General features: G+C 36.6%; 12 protein-coding genes and 1 other annotated feature. Of the genes, 3 read left to right on the top strand and 9 right to left on the bottom strand.

The genetic code is table 11. The features are described from left to right. Positions 1-26: 26 nt before the first annotated feature. The 9 genes from argS to CWO92_RS20285 form a co-directional block, all read right to left on the bottom strand. Positions 27-1715 (bottom strand): arginine--tRNA ligase, encoded by a 1689-nt coding sequence (argS, locus tag CWO92_RS20250; RefSeq protein ID WP_101356027.1) that lies wholly within the window; start codon positions 1713-1715, stop codon positions 27-29. A gap of 42 nt (positions 1716-1757) precedes the next feature. Then, positions 1758-1965, bottom strand: a binding site (T-box leader). A gap of 147 nt (positions 1966-2112) precedes the next feature. Next, positions 2113-2886, bottom strand: a complete 774-nt coding sequence (locus tag CWO92_RS20255) for an ABC transporter permease (RefSeq protein ID WP_101356028.1) — start codon at positions 2884-2886, stop codon at positions 2113-2115. After that, positions 2864-3847 carry an ABC transporter ATP-binding protein gene (locus CWO92_RS20260; RefSeq protein WP_101356029.1) on the bottom strand — a complete coding sequence of 328 codons (984 nt, stop codon included), beginning with the start codon at positions 3845-3847 and terminating at the stop codon, positions 2864-2866. The genes CWO92_RS20255 and CWO92_RS20260 overlap by 23 nt, the downstream gene beginning before the upstream one ends. A 104-nt stretch (positions 3848-3951) precedes the next feature. Then, positions 3952-4530 (bottom strand): hypothetical protein, encoded by a 579-nt coding sequence (locus CWO92_RS20265; RefSeq protein ID WP_101356030.1) that lies wholly within the window; start codon positions 4528-4530, stop codon positions 3952-3954. A gap of 141 nt (positions 4531-4671) precedes the next feature. Continuing rightward, positions 4672-4824: an Lmo0850 family protein gene (locus CWO92_RS25595; protein ID WP_158176660.1), complete on the bottom strand. Its 153-nt coding sequence runs from the start codon at positions 4822-4824 to the stop codon at positions 4672-4674. Between the two features lie 223 nt (positions 4825-5047). Then, on the bottom strand, positions 5048-5752 hold the full coding sequence (locus CWO92_RS20270) for a cytoplasmic protein (RefSeq protein ID WP_101356031.1): 705 nt from the start codon (positions 5750-5752) through the stop codon (positions 5048-5050). Positions 5753-5771: 19 nt separating this feature from the next. Next, the gene (locus CWO92_RS20275) at positions 5772-6485 is read right to left on the bottom strand and encodes a polymer-forming cytoskeletal protein (protein WP_233270036.1); all 714 of its coding nucleotides are present in this window, start codon (positions 6483-6485) and stop codon (positions 5772-5774) included. Between the two features lie 14 nt (positions 6486-6499). Continuing rightward, positions 6500-7117, bottom strand: a complete 618-nt coding sequence (locus tag CWO92_RS20280; protein WP_101356033.1) for a YhbD family protein — start codon at positions 7115-7117, stop codon at positions 6500-6502. A gap of 491 nt (positions 7118-7608) precedes the next feature. Next, on the bottom strand, positions 7609-10692 hold the full coding sequence (locus tag CWO92_RS20285) for a S8 family serine peptidase (RefSeq protein ID WP_101356034.1): 3084 nt from the start codon (positions 10690-10692) through the stop codon (positions 7609-7611). A 356-nt stretch (positions 10693-11048) separates the two neighbouring features. On the opposite strand from CWO92_RS20285, the gene CWO92_RS20290 reads away from it, so the two are divergent. The 3 genes from CWO92_RS20290 (at position 11049) to CWO92_RS20300 (ending at position 17437) form a co-directional block, all read left to right on the top strand. Next, a complete protein-coding gene (locus tag CWO92_RS20290; protein WP_233270038.1) occupies positions 11049-12653 on the top strand; it encodes an alkaline phosphatase in 1605 nt (534 codons plus the stop codon). 415 nt (positions 12654-13068) lie between these two features. Next, positions 13069-14631 (top strand): SWIM zinc finger family protein, encoded by a 1563-nt coding sequence (locus CWO92_RS20295; RefSeq protein ID WP_101356035.1) that lies wholly within the window; start codon positions 13069-13071, stop codon positions 14629-14631. Next, the gene (locus tag CWO92_RS20300; protein ID WP_101356036.1) at positions 14624-17437 is read left to right on the top strand and encodes a DEAD/DEAH box helicase; all 2814 of its coding nucleotides are present in this window, start codon (positions 14624-14626) and stop codon (positions 17435-17437) included. The genes CWO92_RS20295 and CWO92_RS20300 overlap by 8 nt, the downstream gene beginning before the upstream one ends. The last annotated feature ends 32 nt before the right edge of the window (positions 17438-17469 follow it).

Raw genomic sequence — 17469 nt, forward strand, 5'->3', positions numbered from 1 at the left:
AAGCACTGGCATCCCCAGTGCTTTTTTTACATTTCAGGCGGAGCTTTGATTCCAAGTATTCTTAACCCTTCCTCTAGAACAATCGTTACAGCTTTCACTAAAGCGATTCTTGAAATGAACTCTTCATCCTTTTCAATAATCCGTACCTTCGCATAATATTTATTAAAGGATTGACTCAGATGAATTAAGTACTTTGCCAAAACAGACGGAGAATACCGGTTGTACGCATTTTCGATTATTTCCCGGAAATGATTTAAGTGCTTAATGATTTCCCAGCTTTCCTCATCATTTAATCCCTGAAACTCATATTTATTTATATTTGACTTTTTTAATATAGACATTGCTCGTGCATAGGTGTATTGAACATATGGTCCTGTTTCCCCTTCAAATGTAAGCATATCTTTTAAGGAAAATTCAATATTGTTGAGTCTGTCATTCTTTAAGTCGTGAAAAATTATGGCGCCTACTCCTACTGATTCCGCTACTTTCTCCGCATTCTTTAAAGAAGGGTTTTTATCAGCAATATTCTTTTCAGCATGTTGGATAGCCTCTCTTAAAACCTCTTCTAATAAAATAACCCGTCCTTTCCGTGTTGACATTCTCTTCCCATCTTTTAAATACAATCCAAATGGAATATGGTGCATTCCCTCTGCCCATTCAAAATTTAATTTTCTTAGGACCCCTTTTACTTGTTTAAAATGAACGGTTTGTTCCTGACCTACAACATACAGTGCAGTATCAAACCGATAAGTGTTTTGGCGATAAATAGCTGCTGCCAAATCTCTTGTAGCATAAAGGGTTGCCCCATCTGATTTTCTGATTAGACACGGTGGTAGCTGAAGATTATCAAACTGTACCACCTCTGCCCCTTCAGAAATTTCCAATAATTTTTGGTCTTTCAGTAAGTCGACAACCTCATCCATCTTATCATTATAAAATGCTTCCCCATTATAGGAATCAAAAGAAACTCCCAATAAATCATATATTTCCATAAATGCTTTTATAGACTCATCCCGAAACCATTGCCATAATTTTAAGTTTTCATTATCGCCGTCTTCCAAGCTTTTAAAGGCTGCACGTGCTTCATCCTCAAGTCTTTCGTTCTTTTCTGCTTCTTCGTGGAATTTTACGTATAACTTCGATAGCTCTTTGATAGGATTACTTTTTACCTTTGACTCGTCACCCCATTTTTTATAGGCAGTTATGAGTTTACCAAATTGAGTACCCCAATCTCCTAAATGATTAATCTTCACTGTTTTATATCCGCATTTGTCAGCTAGATTCGCCAATGCATTTCCTATTACCGTTGAACGCAAATGGCCCATTGAAAAGGGTCGTGCAATATTTGGGGATGACATATCCAATAGAACTGTCTTGTGTTCCCCTATAGACCCCTTTCCGAATTCATGTCCTTCTTTTAACACTTTTGTGATAACTGTCTTCCCAATTACTTTCGATGAAAAGAACACATTTAAGTACGGTCCGATTGGTTTTACTTGAGAAAAGCGTTTACTCTTCTCTAATTTCTTAGAAAGCTCTTCAGCAATATGTGCAGGTGATTGTCTCAAAGCCTTCGCAAGTTGAAAACAAGGGAAGGCTAAATCCCCATGTTCTGGATTCTTTGGTATTTCAATAAGATTGTTTATTTCCCCCTCCGTCATCGTATTCTGTACATGACCCTCTAGTTCTTCAGCCAGCAGTTTTTTTAGATCCATGCATTTTCCCTCCTAAATAAAATCAAAAAGCTCGTCTCTTTATAAAGAGACGAGCTAGCCCGCGGTACCACTCTAATTGTTCAGGTTATAACCACTTTTCCTTATAACGGGAGTTCCCGAATCATCCTACTGAATTTCAGATTCATCTCTCCGAAGTGCGCTTCATCCAGTGGTTCTACGCCAGGCTTCCACCATCCCCAGCTCTCTATCGTTTCTCCAACTAGATTACTCTCTTCATCCTCGAGTTTTCATTATTATTAAGTATTATACGTATCCTATATAAAAAGGCAACAGTTTTTTTAATCCATTAGCTCGACGGACACCAGAACCAATATCCCCCTAAATGAGGCCTCTTTATAATGATAATGATTTCTGTGTCTGTTCAGGGAGGCATTTTTTAATATTGTCCCAGCACTCCCTTTGTCATCGCGGTCCGTTCACAGCGTTTGAAAACCAGAATGCCTAAAACAAGATAAATTGCCGCGTTTGCAATTAAACTTGTATAATCAGCCCAACTAAAATCAACAAGTGTTTTATTTTGTATCATAATTCCCCGTATCATGTCTACACCTTTTACAACTGGCAGTACAGCTAAAAAAGGAGAAATAGACATTGGAAAAAAAGTTAATCCCATTAAGATAAATTGCAGAACCTGTAAAAAAGCGTTAATTTGTTTAATAATAATAGCCATTCCGGCAATCATGAAGCTAATACCAAACATACTTATAATAGTAAAAATTAACACAGGCAATATAGAGATTACATCAATGTTCAACCATGTATTTGTAACTAACATAGCTAAGTATAATAACACTGCTAAAATAATCAACTGTTGCAAGGTGGTAGAAATAATTCTTGCTAATAAAATCCTCCATGCCCCCATCGGAGACATATACATCTGTTCTAATGTTCCAAGCTGTGCCTCGCTCATAATGCTCCATCCTATTCCCTGCATAGCACCCATGGACAAAAACCAAAAGACGTAGCTAACAATAGTATATTGGACATTCGTTTCCATCGTGGATGGATCGCCAACCACTTTTATTCCAAAAAACATAGCTAAAAAGATACAAAAGAAAGTGATTAGTTCACTGATAGTATTAGGAAGATATCTCTTTAATAAAATAAACTCCCTCCGGAAATTAGCATTAAACAGTTGCAGCAACTTCACGTTTCATTTCCCCCTTTACGATTTTCAAAAATACTTGTTCAAAATCAATGATAGAACGATCTACCTTGTCAATATCAATATTCATATCTTTAAATATTTCAATGACTTTATAAAAATCCTCACTGTGGGTAATGGTTACAGTAAGCACAGATTGCATTCCCTCATTAGTCTCTAATTCCGCCATAAAATGCTTTTGAATTTCGTTTAAATCTTTATTAGAAAGCAGTGAATTGATCGTAAAGGAGTATGCTTTCGTATCAAATAAGTCCAGCAAATCAGATACACGTTCATCCGTCACGATTCTTCCTTCATTAATAATTATCACCCGCTCGCAGATTTCTTGCACAACAGGCATATCGTGAGAACTTAGTAAAATCGTTTTATTATATTCCTTCGCAATATCCTTTAATAATTTTCTAACTTCATAGCTTGTCTCAATATCCAATCCCAATGTCGGCTCATCAAGGAATATAATTTCTGTATTGGATAACAAGGCTACTGCAATAGAAACCTTTTGCTGCATTCCTCGTGATAAAGAATTAACCATCTCATTTGCTTTATGTGTCAAATTAAGTCTTTCTAGTAATTCATCAATTTGAGAGGATACTGCCTTTTTCGACAAACCTCGATTTCCCGAGAAATACTCTAAGTTTTCCCGCACAGTTAATCTCCAATAAAGATTGCGATTCCCCTCTAAAACGGTACTAATATGTCGAAGCGCTTTTAAACGCTGTTTTCCAATGTCAATGCCATTTATTTTTATGGTTCCTTCATTCGGAAGCAATAAACCGCACATCATCTTAATGGTGGTTGTTTTTCCAGCACCGTTTGGGCCCAGAAGCCCAACAACTTCTCCTCTTTTCACCTTAAAGGAGACACCTTTCACCGCTTCAATGATTTCCTTTGATTTCCTTTTTCTATATCTTTTCTTAATCCCCTGAATATCAATGATATATTCCATCTCAACACCCCTAATCAGAATTTTCTATCTTTATTATACATCATTTAATTCTAATGTTTTCCATCTCAGGACGGATATGGTTTTAGACTTTTAACCTATAATAGTTATGAATATCCCTTTTTTAGCCACTTTCTAATAATTAGAGTGAGGAAAGATATAAAAATAACTAGCAAAAATCCTGTCATGACCACTCTCTTCCAAGGAAAAACGTGTTCATCCTTCGTCCCCTTTTTTAGTTCCTTCCCGACTTTTATCGGTTTCCCAAGGTGCTGTATATCTTCGTTTGCCTTAGCTAGTTCATTGGTTCTACTACATAATTGAACTTGTAATTTCCCATCCATTTCCGTAGCATACACGATATATTCTTGGTTTTTATGAAAGTTGAATCCGCAAGAAGCTTCTGATAAGGCGGTTTGAACCATTATATTCTTTGTGTCAATACCCTTCCAAACCTTTTCCACCAAAAAAGTAACATATACTGGGTCATCACTGCTTTTGGTAAATAATGCGGTTCTACTTGTCTCCTTATTTATCACTTTCCCTTGAAACACTGCATCTGATTTCGTAAACTCTTGATTAGGAGATGCTATTGCACAACTGCAAGCAAATGACTGTTTTGGTATCCAGACATAAATGGAAACCATTAAAATGACCATTATAATGCTTATTGCTAGTTTCCTCATATAGATCACTCCTAGAGCATTTCATATACTATAAAGAAACAGACGAAAATTTATGACTAAGGTTTCATGATTAAAAAAATGTTAAGCAAATTCTTCTAAAAAAATAAGTCAGTGTGCAAATACACACTGACTTATCACCGACTAATGATGTAGTTTTGGATATTTAGGAATCAATTTGACATCCTCTAGTACTTTAAAAAGCTCGCGGCGAGATTTTGTTTTCGTCATCTTTACCCCAATACCCGCTAAGTTTGCCATTACCTTTTTTAGTTGATCATGATCTTTTCTTTTCAAGATAGATCACCTCTTTTGATTTTACGACTCTCTATTATTTTACCCCATTATCCAATGTCTGTATATTGATTTTGAAAATTTTTAACATTCTCTTCACATCTATTTACTTTGTGATTCTGAAATACCACTCACTAGAAATAAATGAGAAAGTGAGACATTGTAACAAATTGAGTTACCGAAGTATATGGAGCAACACTGCTATTTTTTAACTCCTAAACATCCCCTAGATTTTTATTTGTTTTTTTACACTTGCATCTTTCGCACAATGGAACTGTTCATTATATTCTACTAAGCCAATTTCGCAACCAGGACCAATCTCAACTTTCTTTCCTCTTATAACTTCAGCTTTCGTATATTCCACATAAATATGGTCACCTTCAATTGTATCCGCCTCTAAGCTGCCATTTTGTTTGTTCAAGCCGAGAAATGAGGATTTTCTTTTTACTTGAATCTCTTCTCCTCCCATTTCTATTACAAAACTTTTTCCGTATTTCAATTCGATATTTACCTTTTCTGCATTTAATAATCCTCTAATGTCGAAGGTGCCATCTGATAAGAAATGTTCCACTTCACAGTCACCTTTTACAGATAGACCACCTTTTAGATTTATCTCTTCCCCAGAGATGTTTCCTCCTACATCCAAAGAGCCGCGTATCTTCATTGCATTTCCATATACATCGTTATTGGCACTCATTGTCCCATAAACTTTTAGAATCTCTGACTTTACATTTCCTTGTAAATCAATAGTTCCATAAATATCAAGTGAACCTGCTTCCACGTCGCCCATTGCTACACCAGTTCCATAAACCTTAAATACTTGGCAAGTTAGATCATCCGTAATAGTGCCTTCTCCGCTAATAGTTATCTTGTTAAAATCACCGCCGCCAGAACTTCCTGAACCAAATATCTTTAAATTCCCCTTTTCCATGTTAATACCTCCCTTTCACTTAAAGTTGACTTGTCTTAATTACTTTAGAAGCCTTATCCACCTCAATCGTCCCTTTATACTCAACTGAATTTATCTCACAGTCCTGGCCAATTGTAACATTGTTACCACGAACAATTTTTGCTTTAACACCTTCGAGATGCAAATCATCTCCCTCAATGACATCTGCTACCAATCTTGTAGGATAGATAGATTTTATGATTTTCATCAATCCTTGTACCTTTTTCCTAATTCGAATGGTTTGACCTCCAATTTCCTTAACCTTGCAGTCACCATATAAGAGAATATCGATATTTTCTGCATTAAGTAAGCCACTAATGGTGAATAACCCTTCTGAAACAAATTCTTCTGCCTCACAATCTCCTCCAATAGATGCTTTTCCATTAATCTTGATCTGATCTCCTCGTAATGAACCGCCTATAGAACCATTTCCCGATATTCTTATAGTTTCTGTATTCACCGCTCCACTCATGGAAGAATGACCATCAATTGTAATACTCTCAGCATCCACATCGCCATTTATCGTCGACTTACCATTTATTGTTACAGTTTCTGCTTTAATATTTCCATTTACGGTTGCGAAGCCATTACAATCATAATGCTTGCATTCAATATCGCCGATCACTTTGCCCTTTCCATTTATCGAAGCAAGTTCAAATTCTCCGCCACTGGAACTACCGAATCCATTTATCATCAAATCACGATTTTTATTCATATTCATAAGCTCCCTTATAATAATTTCGATTTCAGTTCTTCCATACAGTGCGATAAAGAAATTTTTGTCACCAATTTTGTTGATTTCTCAAAATGAATATCACCAACATTTGAAACAATAAAACAGGAGGATATTCCAAGTTTGCGAATAAAAATCAGTTCCCCTGCCTTCATGGAACGATAATGATCACTCATTACCTGCAAAACCATTTTTCCTTCATCCAAATTTATGTCTCCAGAGCGCAATAATTTTTCAAGAATGTAAATAAAAAGCATTTGCTCAAAAGAGAATTTTTTCACCCCTTGATTCATTTCCATAAAAATATTTAGCACGGGTTGCGAAGCAATTCCCCTGTTGATTATTTCCACTTCATTTATGCTAAGTTTAGAAAGATTTGGGGAAAATACATCAGCTAATTCATCAAGTGATAAATTTTCCTTCATTGTTTGGATTTTTTTAATCCGCTCCAGGATTTTGTCTTTTGGAAAAAATGTCTCCTGACCAGTGAATGTTGACTTTCTAATAAACCATTCTTCCGGTATTAAGTTTTTACGTTTCCATCTATATAACTGTCCATAAGAAATGTCCGTAAGTTCTAGTAAGTCTTTTTTAGATATTAATTCCTCCATCATTCTATCCTTCTCCTTTCACAAACTAATGTAACATAACACTGTTACGTTTGCAAAGTCTATTTTCAAAATAATTCGTATATGTTATTTTATCAAGGATTTAAGACCAAAAAAAATAACAGCATAATAGAATATGCTGTTACATTGTTTCATTACCTTGTTTTATTTTGATTAGGACGGGAAGTCAACTCCAGCAATGTTTCCTTTTGCTTAATCTTGGACTTTACCTAGACCAAGGCGCCATGAGTTCCGGGTTGTTGTGTTGTTCTCCAGCCTGGCTGATAACTGGAGTGAGAGTATTTTTCATAGGGCTAGGAGCAATAGTAGGGGTACATCGTTTTGAAACATGTTCATCACCAGAATATTCACAGCTTTATTCTCTCTCACGCTGCTTACCCTTTATTCATTGAGTATGCAATCCTTTTATAATAGCTAAATCACTTAAAGAAAAATAGCTGCTGCGAGACTCTCGCATAACAGCTATTTTCATATGATTATTTTACCGGCACAACCGTTGTGTTACCGGCATTGTCGAACGCTACAACCTGTACTGTATGTCCACTAATATCACCTACATTGAAATTCGTATCCGCTTCGGAAAAGTATGCTTTATTTGTAACAGATTTACCATCAACGAACACATCCCAATAGGAAAGTCCGCTGCCATTTTTCTCATCAGATGCATGGACAGTAAGATTCTTGGATTTCACATCAAATTTGACATCTAATTTTGGTTTTGTTACATCCAATTTTAAAGGTAACTCAATCGTTTGAGGTTTTGCTGCTCGATAATCAATAACACCTTCCACTTGAAGATAGTATTGACCTTCTTTAGCTGTTTTCCCTTTAATCTTTCCGTCCCATACAAAGTTTGGATCTAATGTATACATAGAGCCATTTCCGCTATCATAAGCGTCCTTGTACATATCTCCTTCATTTACAATAGTTGCCACTCTATGTTTTTTGCTATCTAGCACATAAAGAGTTACATTTTTTGCATTTCGCAAGAATGATAGGATTGGTAATGCATCATCTTGAACTCCGTCACCATTTGGAGAGAAGGCGATCTTCGCAGGATCGGTATCCCCTGTTTTTATATCTCCTCCAAGGAATCCATAGTCTCCACCGCTTAAAGATGTTAATACTCCAGTATAACCATAATAGGTTTTCGCATCCCACATTGGTTTATCAAAAATAGGCGCCTTATCCCATTGTCCATCAAAACCTACATATGGAACAGTTAGAGTTGGATTGTTATCCGTTGGATCGGTTAATTGAACAAATCCTTCCAACCAGAAACCATTTGGATATTTGGAATTAAGGTATTTCTGTGCGGCTTTTGCATCCATTGTGATATTAATCTTTACATCCTTTTTAGCAGGTACAACAACTTGGTCTTTCGCTTTTCCATTAATTTTGAAATCAACATATTTATCTAAATCTAGAGCTCCGACATCATTCGGCGCATTAATTAAATCGCTGCCATTTTGTACTGGTGAATCTGTTTGAGCATTAATCGATAAATTATATCTTGCTGTTTTATTCGTTAAGTTTTTCGCTGTTAATTGGAATGTTACTTTACCATTTTTCACTTCTTTTAAAGCAACTTTGCCAACATTTGATTTTGACTCAGTTACAACTACTGGTGTTGTTAAAGCGGAATTGATTTGCATTAATCCTGCACCTTGACGGCGAGGAGAAACGAATTCCCCATCAAATAGTACCGGTTTCGATGTATTCATTAGTAAATTTTTTGCTAATGATACACGATCACTATCATCTACACCAAAATCCTTGTCTACACGTTCCAACACCAATGCTGATCCACCGGAAACATGCGGTGCTGCCATAGAAGTTCCGCTCATTAAACCATATTTATTATCGTTAAGAGTGGAGTAAATTTGTCCGCCTGGAGCTGTAATCTCTGGTTTAAAGTCCAAGCTCGGTGTTACACCCCAAGATGAGAATGCACTCATTTTGCCTGCATCTGGATTTGGAATGCTTGTTTTCACATCATCAAACGATATCTTAACTGTTTTGCCGCTATTTAATGCAGCTCTTAGTGTATCCCCATCATTTTTTAGCATAAATAGTTGCGGAATCGTTATAGCAGGATCAGATGCCATATTTACAATTCCTTCTTGGTTATTGTATACAATTACTCCAGCTGCCCCAGCTTTTTGAGCATTAAGAGCTTTGTCTACAAAGTTATAAGTACCACGTTGGACAAGTGCGTATTTTCCTTTAAAATCTTTTCCTGCAAAATCCTCTGGTCCACCAAGACCAGCGGCTAACACATCAAACGTTTTTTGTTCCACAGTATTTGGATGTGTTTGTCCTGCAGATAAATACGCTGCATTATTTGTGATTCCATCAATTGTATATTTTAATCCATCCGTTACCATATTCGTATTTTCATATGAGGCAACAGAGATTGATTCATCTGCAACACTCGGTGAACCAACTACACCATAATCAGGGTTAGAAGTAAGTGGATAATAATAGCCACTTCCGAAGTAAGTAGAGTTACCTGCAGAGATAGACATTACGACACCATTCTCCGTCGCACGTTTAACAGCTTGTTGCTCAGGTGATTTAGCATTTACAAATCCAGACGGTGAACCTAAGCTCATATTTAGAACGTCCGCGCCAAGCTTGATTGCGTCATCGATTGCTTTTACATAAATATCCCCATATGTTGAACCAATAGATTGGTCGTTGCTGAATACTTTAAGTGCCAGTAGTTGCGCTTCAGGTGCGATACCTTTAATGCCCCCGTTATCTTCATCGCCATTGGCCGCAACCGTACCAGCAACGTGCATTCCATGCATGGATGCACCTGCACCTAAGTCTTTCACAGTATCATTTTTATCAAAATAGTTATATCCATAAGGAACTTTATCCGTATAAAATTTGCCTGGCAGACCATTATCTGCAACAAGCCCCTCTACTTTTGATTTTGTTAACTTTTCCTTTGAAGGATCCGTTAATTTCATGTCTTTATGATCGAAATCGATTCCAGTATCAATGATACCAACAACCATTCCTTCTCCTTTATAGCCGTAATTTCTCCAAGCTTCTTGTGCCTGAACAAGCTCCTTGCTATAAATCATATCTGGTTTTTCTTGTGGTCTCTTGTATTCATTTACAACCTCAACTGATTTTACTCCTTCAATTGCCTTAATTTGATCAATGTCTCGATATTTGACATCAGCACTAAAACCATTAACGATAGTTGTTACATCGTTGATTTCCTTGGACTTGATTTTTTTATCCTTCATCTTTCCCTTAACTGCCTTCTGCTCGGCAATTGCTTTACCTTCTATATTTTTTCTTTCTTGTTTACTAAGTTTATTGTATTTAACACCTTTTTGCTTTGCATATTCAATGGTTGGGTCACCGGTCATCTCAACAAAGACGCGAACTTCTTTGTTTGGATCCACATTAGGCCGTACTTTTGTAGGTTTTGCTTTATTTACCTTGTCCAAACTGACTGCCTGGGAAGCCCCCATACCAAATACTGCACTGCCGCATGTGACGAGTAAAATTAATAAAAGTGCTAGACTGCGCTTCAGCATCTTCTTTCTCCCCCTAAATTAGTTTTCATATCAATAGATTGCTAGATTTAAGTAAATTCCTCCCCCCAAATAAATATATATATTATCTTGATGCCGAAATTTTCAGAACATATCTAAAGTAGCATACGCATGGTTTGCTAACTAGATTCTTAAGTCCTAGGTAAATAGTCGCAATAGTTAGGTAATTCGACAAACATCACATTTAATTTTACTGAATAGACAAAATAGTACCTGTAGTTAGGCATTTTACAAAAACGTTTTTATAAAATGTCGATTTTTATTTAGAGAAATGAAATAAGTCTTATTTACTGCATACTTTTAATGCTTTTTCCAAAACTAAAAAGGAGGTGATTTTAGTGAAGTACATAGTCCTTCTCTTCCTTCTATTTACCCCACTCCATTCTATACATGCAGTAAAATCAGTAGAAGAGCCGAAAAATGTTATTTTCATGGTGATGGATGGGACAAATTCAGATGTTCTTACCTTAGCAAGATGGTATAAGGGGAGAGCTCTTGCACTTGATGAGATTCTAGTTGGCGGTGTTAAAACCTATTCTTTGCAATCAGGGATTACAGATTCCGCAGCTGCTGGAACCGCTATGGCCACTGGACATAAGACATCAGTCGATATGATTGGTCTAGTTCCAAAATTAAAGAATAATAAGATTCAATCTGTTCAACCGGCTGTCAGTATTTTGGAAGCAGCAAAATTAAAAGGGCTTTTAACTGGAATTGTTTCTACCTCACCAATACAGCACGCTACACCCGCTGCTTTTACCTCTCATACCCTTAGCCGCAATGGATATGATGACATCGCTGAACAGCAAGTATATCAAGGGTTAGATATAGTACTTGGCGGGGGGAAAGTATCTTTATTACCGAAAAAAAACGATAATATACTCCATACACCAAGCGGAGTTGGATCCAATATGCCCTTCAATCGAAAGGATGGAGAAAATCTTTTAGACGAAATAAAGAGAAGTGGATATGCCTTCGTGGAAACAAATTCTGAACTGGAGAAGGTCAACAAAGGGAAAGTGTGGGGAAGTTTTGCCGATGTGGATATCGCTTATGAATTGGACCGTCCATCACTTGCTCCTAATCAACCATCACTAGCGTATATGACCAAGAAGGCTCTGAATCTGCTTCACAATCAGCAAAAAGGTTTTTTCCTATTTGTAGAGGGAAGTAAAATTGACTGGGCGGCTCATAAAAACGATCCCGTAGGAATGATTAGTGAGGTATTATCATTTGATGCTGCGGTAGAGGAGGCATTACATTTTGCTCAACAAAATCCGAATACCTTATTGATAGCAGTTGCAGATCATGGTAACAGCGGCCTCACAATGGGAAACCAAAACACTAATAAGTCTTATTCTAAAACACCAATTAACCAGTTTATTGATCCTTTAAAAAAAGCAAAGCTAACGGCAACTGGTGCAGCATCATTACTGAAAAAAGACCGTTCTAATATTGATGAAGTAACCAGTTATTATGGACTTTCACCTTTATCGGTGCAAGATATGAAAAGAATAGAAACCACGGATAACGTGGAATTAGAATTAGCAAAACAAATGGCGAAGCGAGCAAATTTAGGCTTTACTACCCTTGGTCATTCTGGCGAGGATGTCTTCTTATATGCATATGGTCCCGGGAAACCAACAGGATTAATTAATAATACAGATTTTCCATCCTATATAACCAAGTTTTTAGGAATATCCTCATTAAATCATTTCAATCAAACTTTGTTTATGGATGCAAAAGTTTATTATGAAAAAAAAGGATATAAAGTAAAGGTTGATCTTACTGATCGTCACAATCCATTGTTTATTGCTGAAAAAAAGGGGCAAAAAATAATATATCCCGCAAACAAAAACTATAAACTCGTAAATGGCAAAAGAAATGATTTGATTGGTGTCAATGTGTATGTAAATCAACAATTTTGGATTACTGAAAAATAAGATAATGGGGACGTTTGACCCCTTATCCTTATTTAATGGTTCCACCTTTTCTTAAATGACTTCTTCTATTAAAATAGAAGTAGTGCCTATTTTTAAAATGACAAGCGCAAGAGTTATTAAAATTAAAATTATTTTTTAACAAGTTTAATCGTGTCTAGCTACTTATGGGCTAGCGGATTTCTCCGTCTCCTCCCTGGATAAGATTAGGCAAAATTGGCACTTCAAATTTTACTCGGTAAAATGAAACTTTGGTGAAATTTGAATTGCCAATTTCAATGTCGTAAACTGCCTCAGCACGTTTTCCTTTATCTCAGACGAAGACTACAAAGTGAAATAACAAAACAAATTTCACTCATCCATACACCGATGAACAAGGCACTTGCACTTTTCTAAACAACCGGAGGTGATAGTCAATATGAAAGATCAACTTCTTGCTTATGCCGATAAACTTCAAACTTATTTAGATCCTACAAGTGAAACCCACCAAAGGCTAGTGCAGAAAGGCCTACTTTTATTTCGTCAGCAACTTGTTTCCAAAAAAAATTTTTCCTCCCCCCTCCTTTCAGCAAAAGTACAGGATGTAACGTCTGTTCAAGTTACTCTAAATTTAGAAAATCCTGAAGACAATTATTGTTCATGTCCACAGGAAGGAATCTGCCGTCACCAAATGGCATTATTTTTCTCCGCATACAACCAAATCGGCAGTGTATTTGATTGGGTGCAAGAATGGAAAAAACAGACTTCCTCTTTTGCAATTTTAAATGGGCTAAAACGTGGAAGTGATTTGCTTACAGAGCAAACTTCTGCACCATTAACCGGACATAAAGCCTGGATAAATCGTTTCGAAAAGGCATTTAATCGTATTGATATTCCAAATGAATATGTTCTTGACGAAAAGTTAAAGCCGGTTTATTACAGGATAATTGAATTCTCACCTGTTGAGAGGGAATGGAAACCGCTTTATCAATTATTTGCAGCCTACCATTCTATAAAAGAAGCAAATAGGATATGTTATAAGCAGCATTTTCAAACAGAGGATTCATTCTTTTCCTTTTTGATGCAAGAAGTGGAAGATGCGCTAAAGAAATTAACTATTTCTGTCCAACCGTTTGCCTTTGACCCATATATTGCTTATTTGCGTACCGATTGTACGGAATTGCTTACATTAGACACCTACCATTCTTCTATCATGGTAGAGCTATATATGGCCCTTTGGACATCCTTTTTTAAACAAACTATTTGGCGCAAGCTCGAATTAGAAAGGCTACAATCCTGTACGGAGCAAAATGGCAGGATAAAACTAGCTAATATTCATATGGCAATTTTATGTGGAAGAGATGAACTCGCATTAAATGCATTAAAAGGGATAGATAAGAATATTATTTACTTTTCCCAGCACTGGTTTCAATATTTGCAATCACAAAAGGCTTACAGTCGACTTAGCAAGTATATAACTGCCATGATTCCTTTTATTTCTGATTATTTATTAACACTGAATAGTGATTTTGACCGTTATGCCTTTATGAGAATGTTTTTTCGAACGGTAGATGAACCTGCACTGTCGGACCACAACCCAGTCCTAATGGAAAAAGTATATATTAAATTTCTTCCTTTTAGTTATGCACAATATAATGAATATCTCATAATGAAACAAAAATATCGTGTTTGGATTGAATTACAGCATCTAACCGGAAAAGATATTGATTCTATTGATAAGGCAAAATTAGATACAGTGACAAAAAGTGATCCACAACTTGCTATGCCGCTTTATCATGAGTCTATTGAAAATCTTTTGGAAAATCGTAATCGTGAAGCATATAAAAAAACAGTAAGATATTTAAAAAAGCTGCGTGTTTTATATAAAAAACAGAAAAAAATGGATTTATGGGAATCCTATTTTAATGATTTGCTTATGAAGACAAAAAGACTTCGTGCATTTCACGAGGAATGTAGAAGGGGAAAGCTAATCGATGCTTAAATCTATCGCTATAAAAATAAATATAGAATATATGGGAAAGGGAGTTTTTTTCATTTATGCAGAAGATCAGCACGGGGGCGAAATCACTCCATCCGAGTGGAAACGCCAATTATTTATCTGGCATGAAGAAAGCTTCTTCGGCTCAACCCTTTCAGTTTCCAACTACCATTTGCACTCAGGTATAACCATTGATAGTTGGTCATTACTAACTCTCTTTGCAAACGAAAGCTTTAGCTCCTTGCTGGATTGGGAATGGGATGCTAATGGACAATTACTCCTTTCAAGCGCCTCTATCATGTACGAAGCTATAATAGAAGGGGTAGGTGTTCCTCGCTTCATCAAAGAGCAGGATCAATTATTTGAATGGAAGCTACCAAAGATGGTATTAGATGAATTTGAAGCTGAATTCTGGGAACAGCCTATCCAAGGAAAATCAACGAGAGCATTTTTAGAGGAATGGTTTCATTTCGCTGTTAATTCCTACTTGAATAAAAAAGATTCCACGAGAGAAAAAATAGAGAGCCTGAAAAGAAATTCTCTTACAACTGAGGAATTAACCCTGTATTTTGATGAAACACGTTTTCGCGAATGGCTAGAAGGGGAAGAGGAACGTCCCTTTACCATTGGACTCCGCCTGTCAGAGCCGACAGACGATGATAAACCTTGGATACTTGAAACAATATTAAGGGATAAAAGAAATCCCGACAAATTGTTAACTTCTAAACAAACAAAAAATTTCCCTATCAAATGGAGATCTTACACAGATGCAATAATGGCGGAACAGGAACGCTGGGTTAAACTCTTTCCATGGTTAGGAAGCAGAGATGGAGTAAGACATGAATTGGATGAGTTGACAGCCTGGGACTTTTTAACCATTGCAAGCGAAAAGCTGCTCTTACTAGGAGTAGAGATTCTGCTGCCTTCTTGGTGGATTGCAATGCGTGACGCACAATTAACAGTAAAAGCTAAAATCAAACAAACAAGCACCAGTTACCGCCCATCCTTTGTTGGATTAAATGCCTTGCTCGACTTCGACTGGCGATTATCGATGAATGGAACTGAAATATCAGAAGAAGAATTCAATCATCTTGTTGATAATCAGCGCAGACTTATTAAGGTAAATGGAGAATGGGTTAAATTAGATCCGAAGATGATCCAACAATTACAAGACTTAATGAAGCGAGCAAAGGAAGAGGGATTGCGGCTTCAAGATATAATGGAACAAGAATTGGTTCCTAAAGAAGAATTAGATAGTGAGGAGCTCGAAGACTTTAATCCGCGTGCCTTTGCAAACATTCAAATTGAATTAAATCGCTCTTTAAAACAGCTATTTCATGAGTTAAGGGATACTACCAATATCCCAACTGTTTCCGTGCCATTACAATTTGAAGGAACTCTCAGACCCTATCAGCAACATGGGTTCGATTGGCTTGTTTTCCTGCGGCAATTTCACTTCGGAGCTGTTTTAGCTGATGACATGGGACTTGGGAAAACTGTTCAGCTTATTACTTATCTATTACATGTTAAAAATACCGAAGAAATTCCTGCACCCGCTTTAATTATTTGTCCTACTTCTGTACTAGGGAATTGGCAAAAGGAAATAGAACGCTTTGCCCCCGATTTTTCCGTTAAACTGCATTATGGACCAAATCGTTATAAAGGGGATTCTTTTGAAGATCATATTAAGGGTACGGATATTGTATTAACCAGCTACGGACTCTCTCATTTAGATTTAGAAGAGCTTTCTTCTATCGAATGGAGCACCATTGCCTTGGATGAAGCACAAAATATAAAAAATGCCCAAACAAAGCAATCAAGAGCAATTCGTAAACTAAAAGGACGACATCATATCGCTCTTACTGGTACACCAATGGAAAATCGATTATCAGAATTATGGTCTATCTTCGATTTTACCAATCATGGCTATTTAGGTACCTATACACAATTCCAAAAACGCTTCATCGTGCCTATTGAAAAAGAAGAGGAACAAGAAAAAATTGCGGAGCTCCAATCCCTGATACGACCATTTCTACTTCGTCGTACAAAGAAAGATCCTGATGTAGAGTTAAATTTACCAGAGAAACTCGAACAAAAGGAATATTGCCCATTAACTGCAGAACAGGCGTCTCTATATGAGCAGCTTATTCGTGAAACTTTTGATCAAATGGAGGAATTAACTGCCTTTGAACGCAAAGGGATGATTCTGCAAATGTTAAACCGTCTTAAACAATTATGCAATCATCCAGCTTTATTTCTAAAAGAAGAACATCCTAGCATGATTGAACAACGTTCTCATAAAATCGAGAAACTGCTTGAATTGGTGGAATCTATACTAGATGCAAATGAAGCTTGTCTCATCTTTACCCAATATATTGGCATGGGAGAGATGATTCAAAAACTTTTACATGAGCGTTTTGGTCTTTCCGTTCCATTTTTAAACGGTAGTATGACCAAAACAAAAAGGGATGAATTTGTAGCACGTTTCCAAGAAGGCGAGTTCCCTGTCTTCTTATTGTCATTAAAGGCGGGCGGAACAGGGCTTAACTTAACCGCTGCAAATCACGTTATCCATTATGATCGTTGGTGGAATCCAGCTGTTGAAAACCAAGCTACTGATCGAGCTTATCGAATCGGGCAAAAACGTTTTGTCCATGTTCACAAGCTTATTACAACTGGAACATTAGAAGAAAAAATTGATGCGATGCTTGAGAAAAAACAATCATTAAATGATGAGATTATCAATAGTGACAACTGGATTACAGAGATGTCGGATGAAGAATTACATGAATTGCTAATGCTATCATAAAAAAACGACCAGCTTAAATTTAGGCTGGTCTA

It is taken from the genome of Heyndrickxia camelliae, from assembly GCF_002844575.1.
Classification (GTDB): Bacteria; Bacillota; Bacilli; order Bacillales; family Bacillaceae_C; genus Margalitia; species Margalitia camelliae.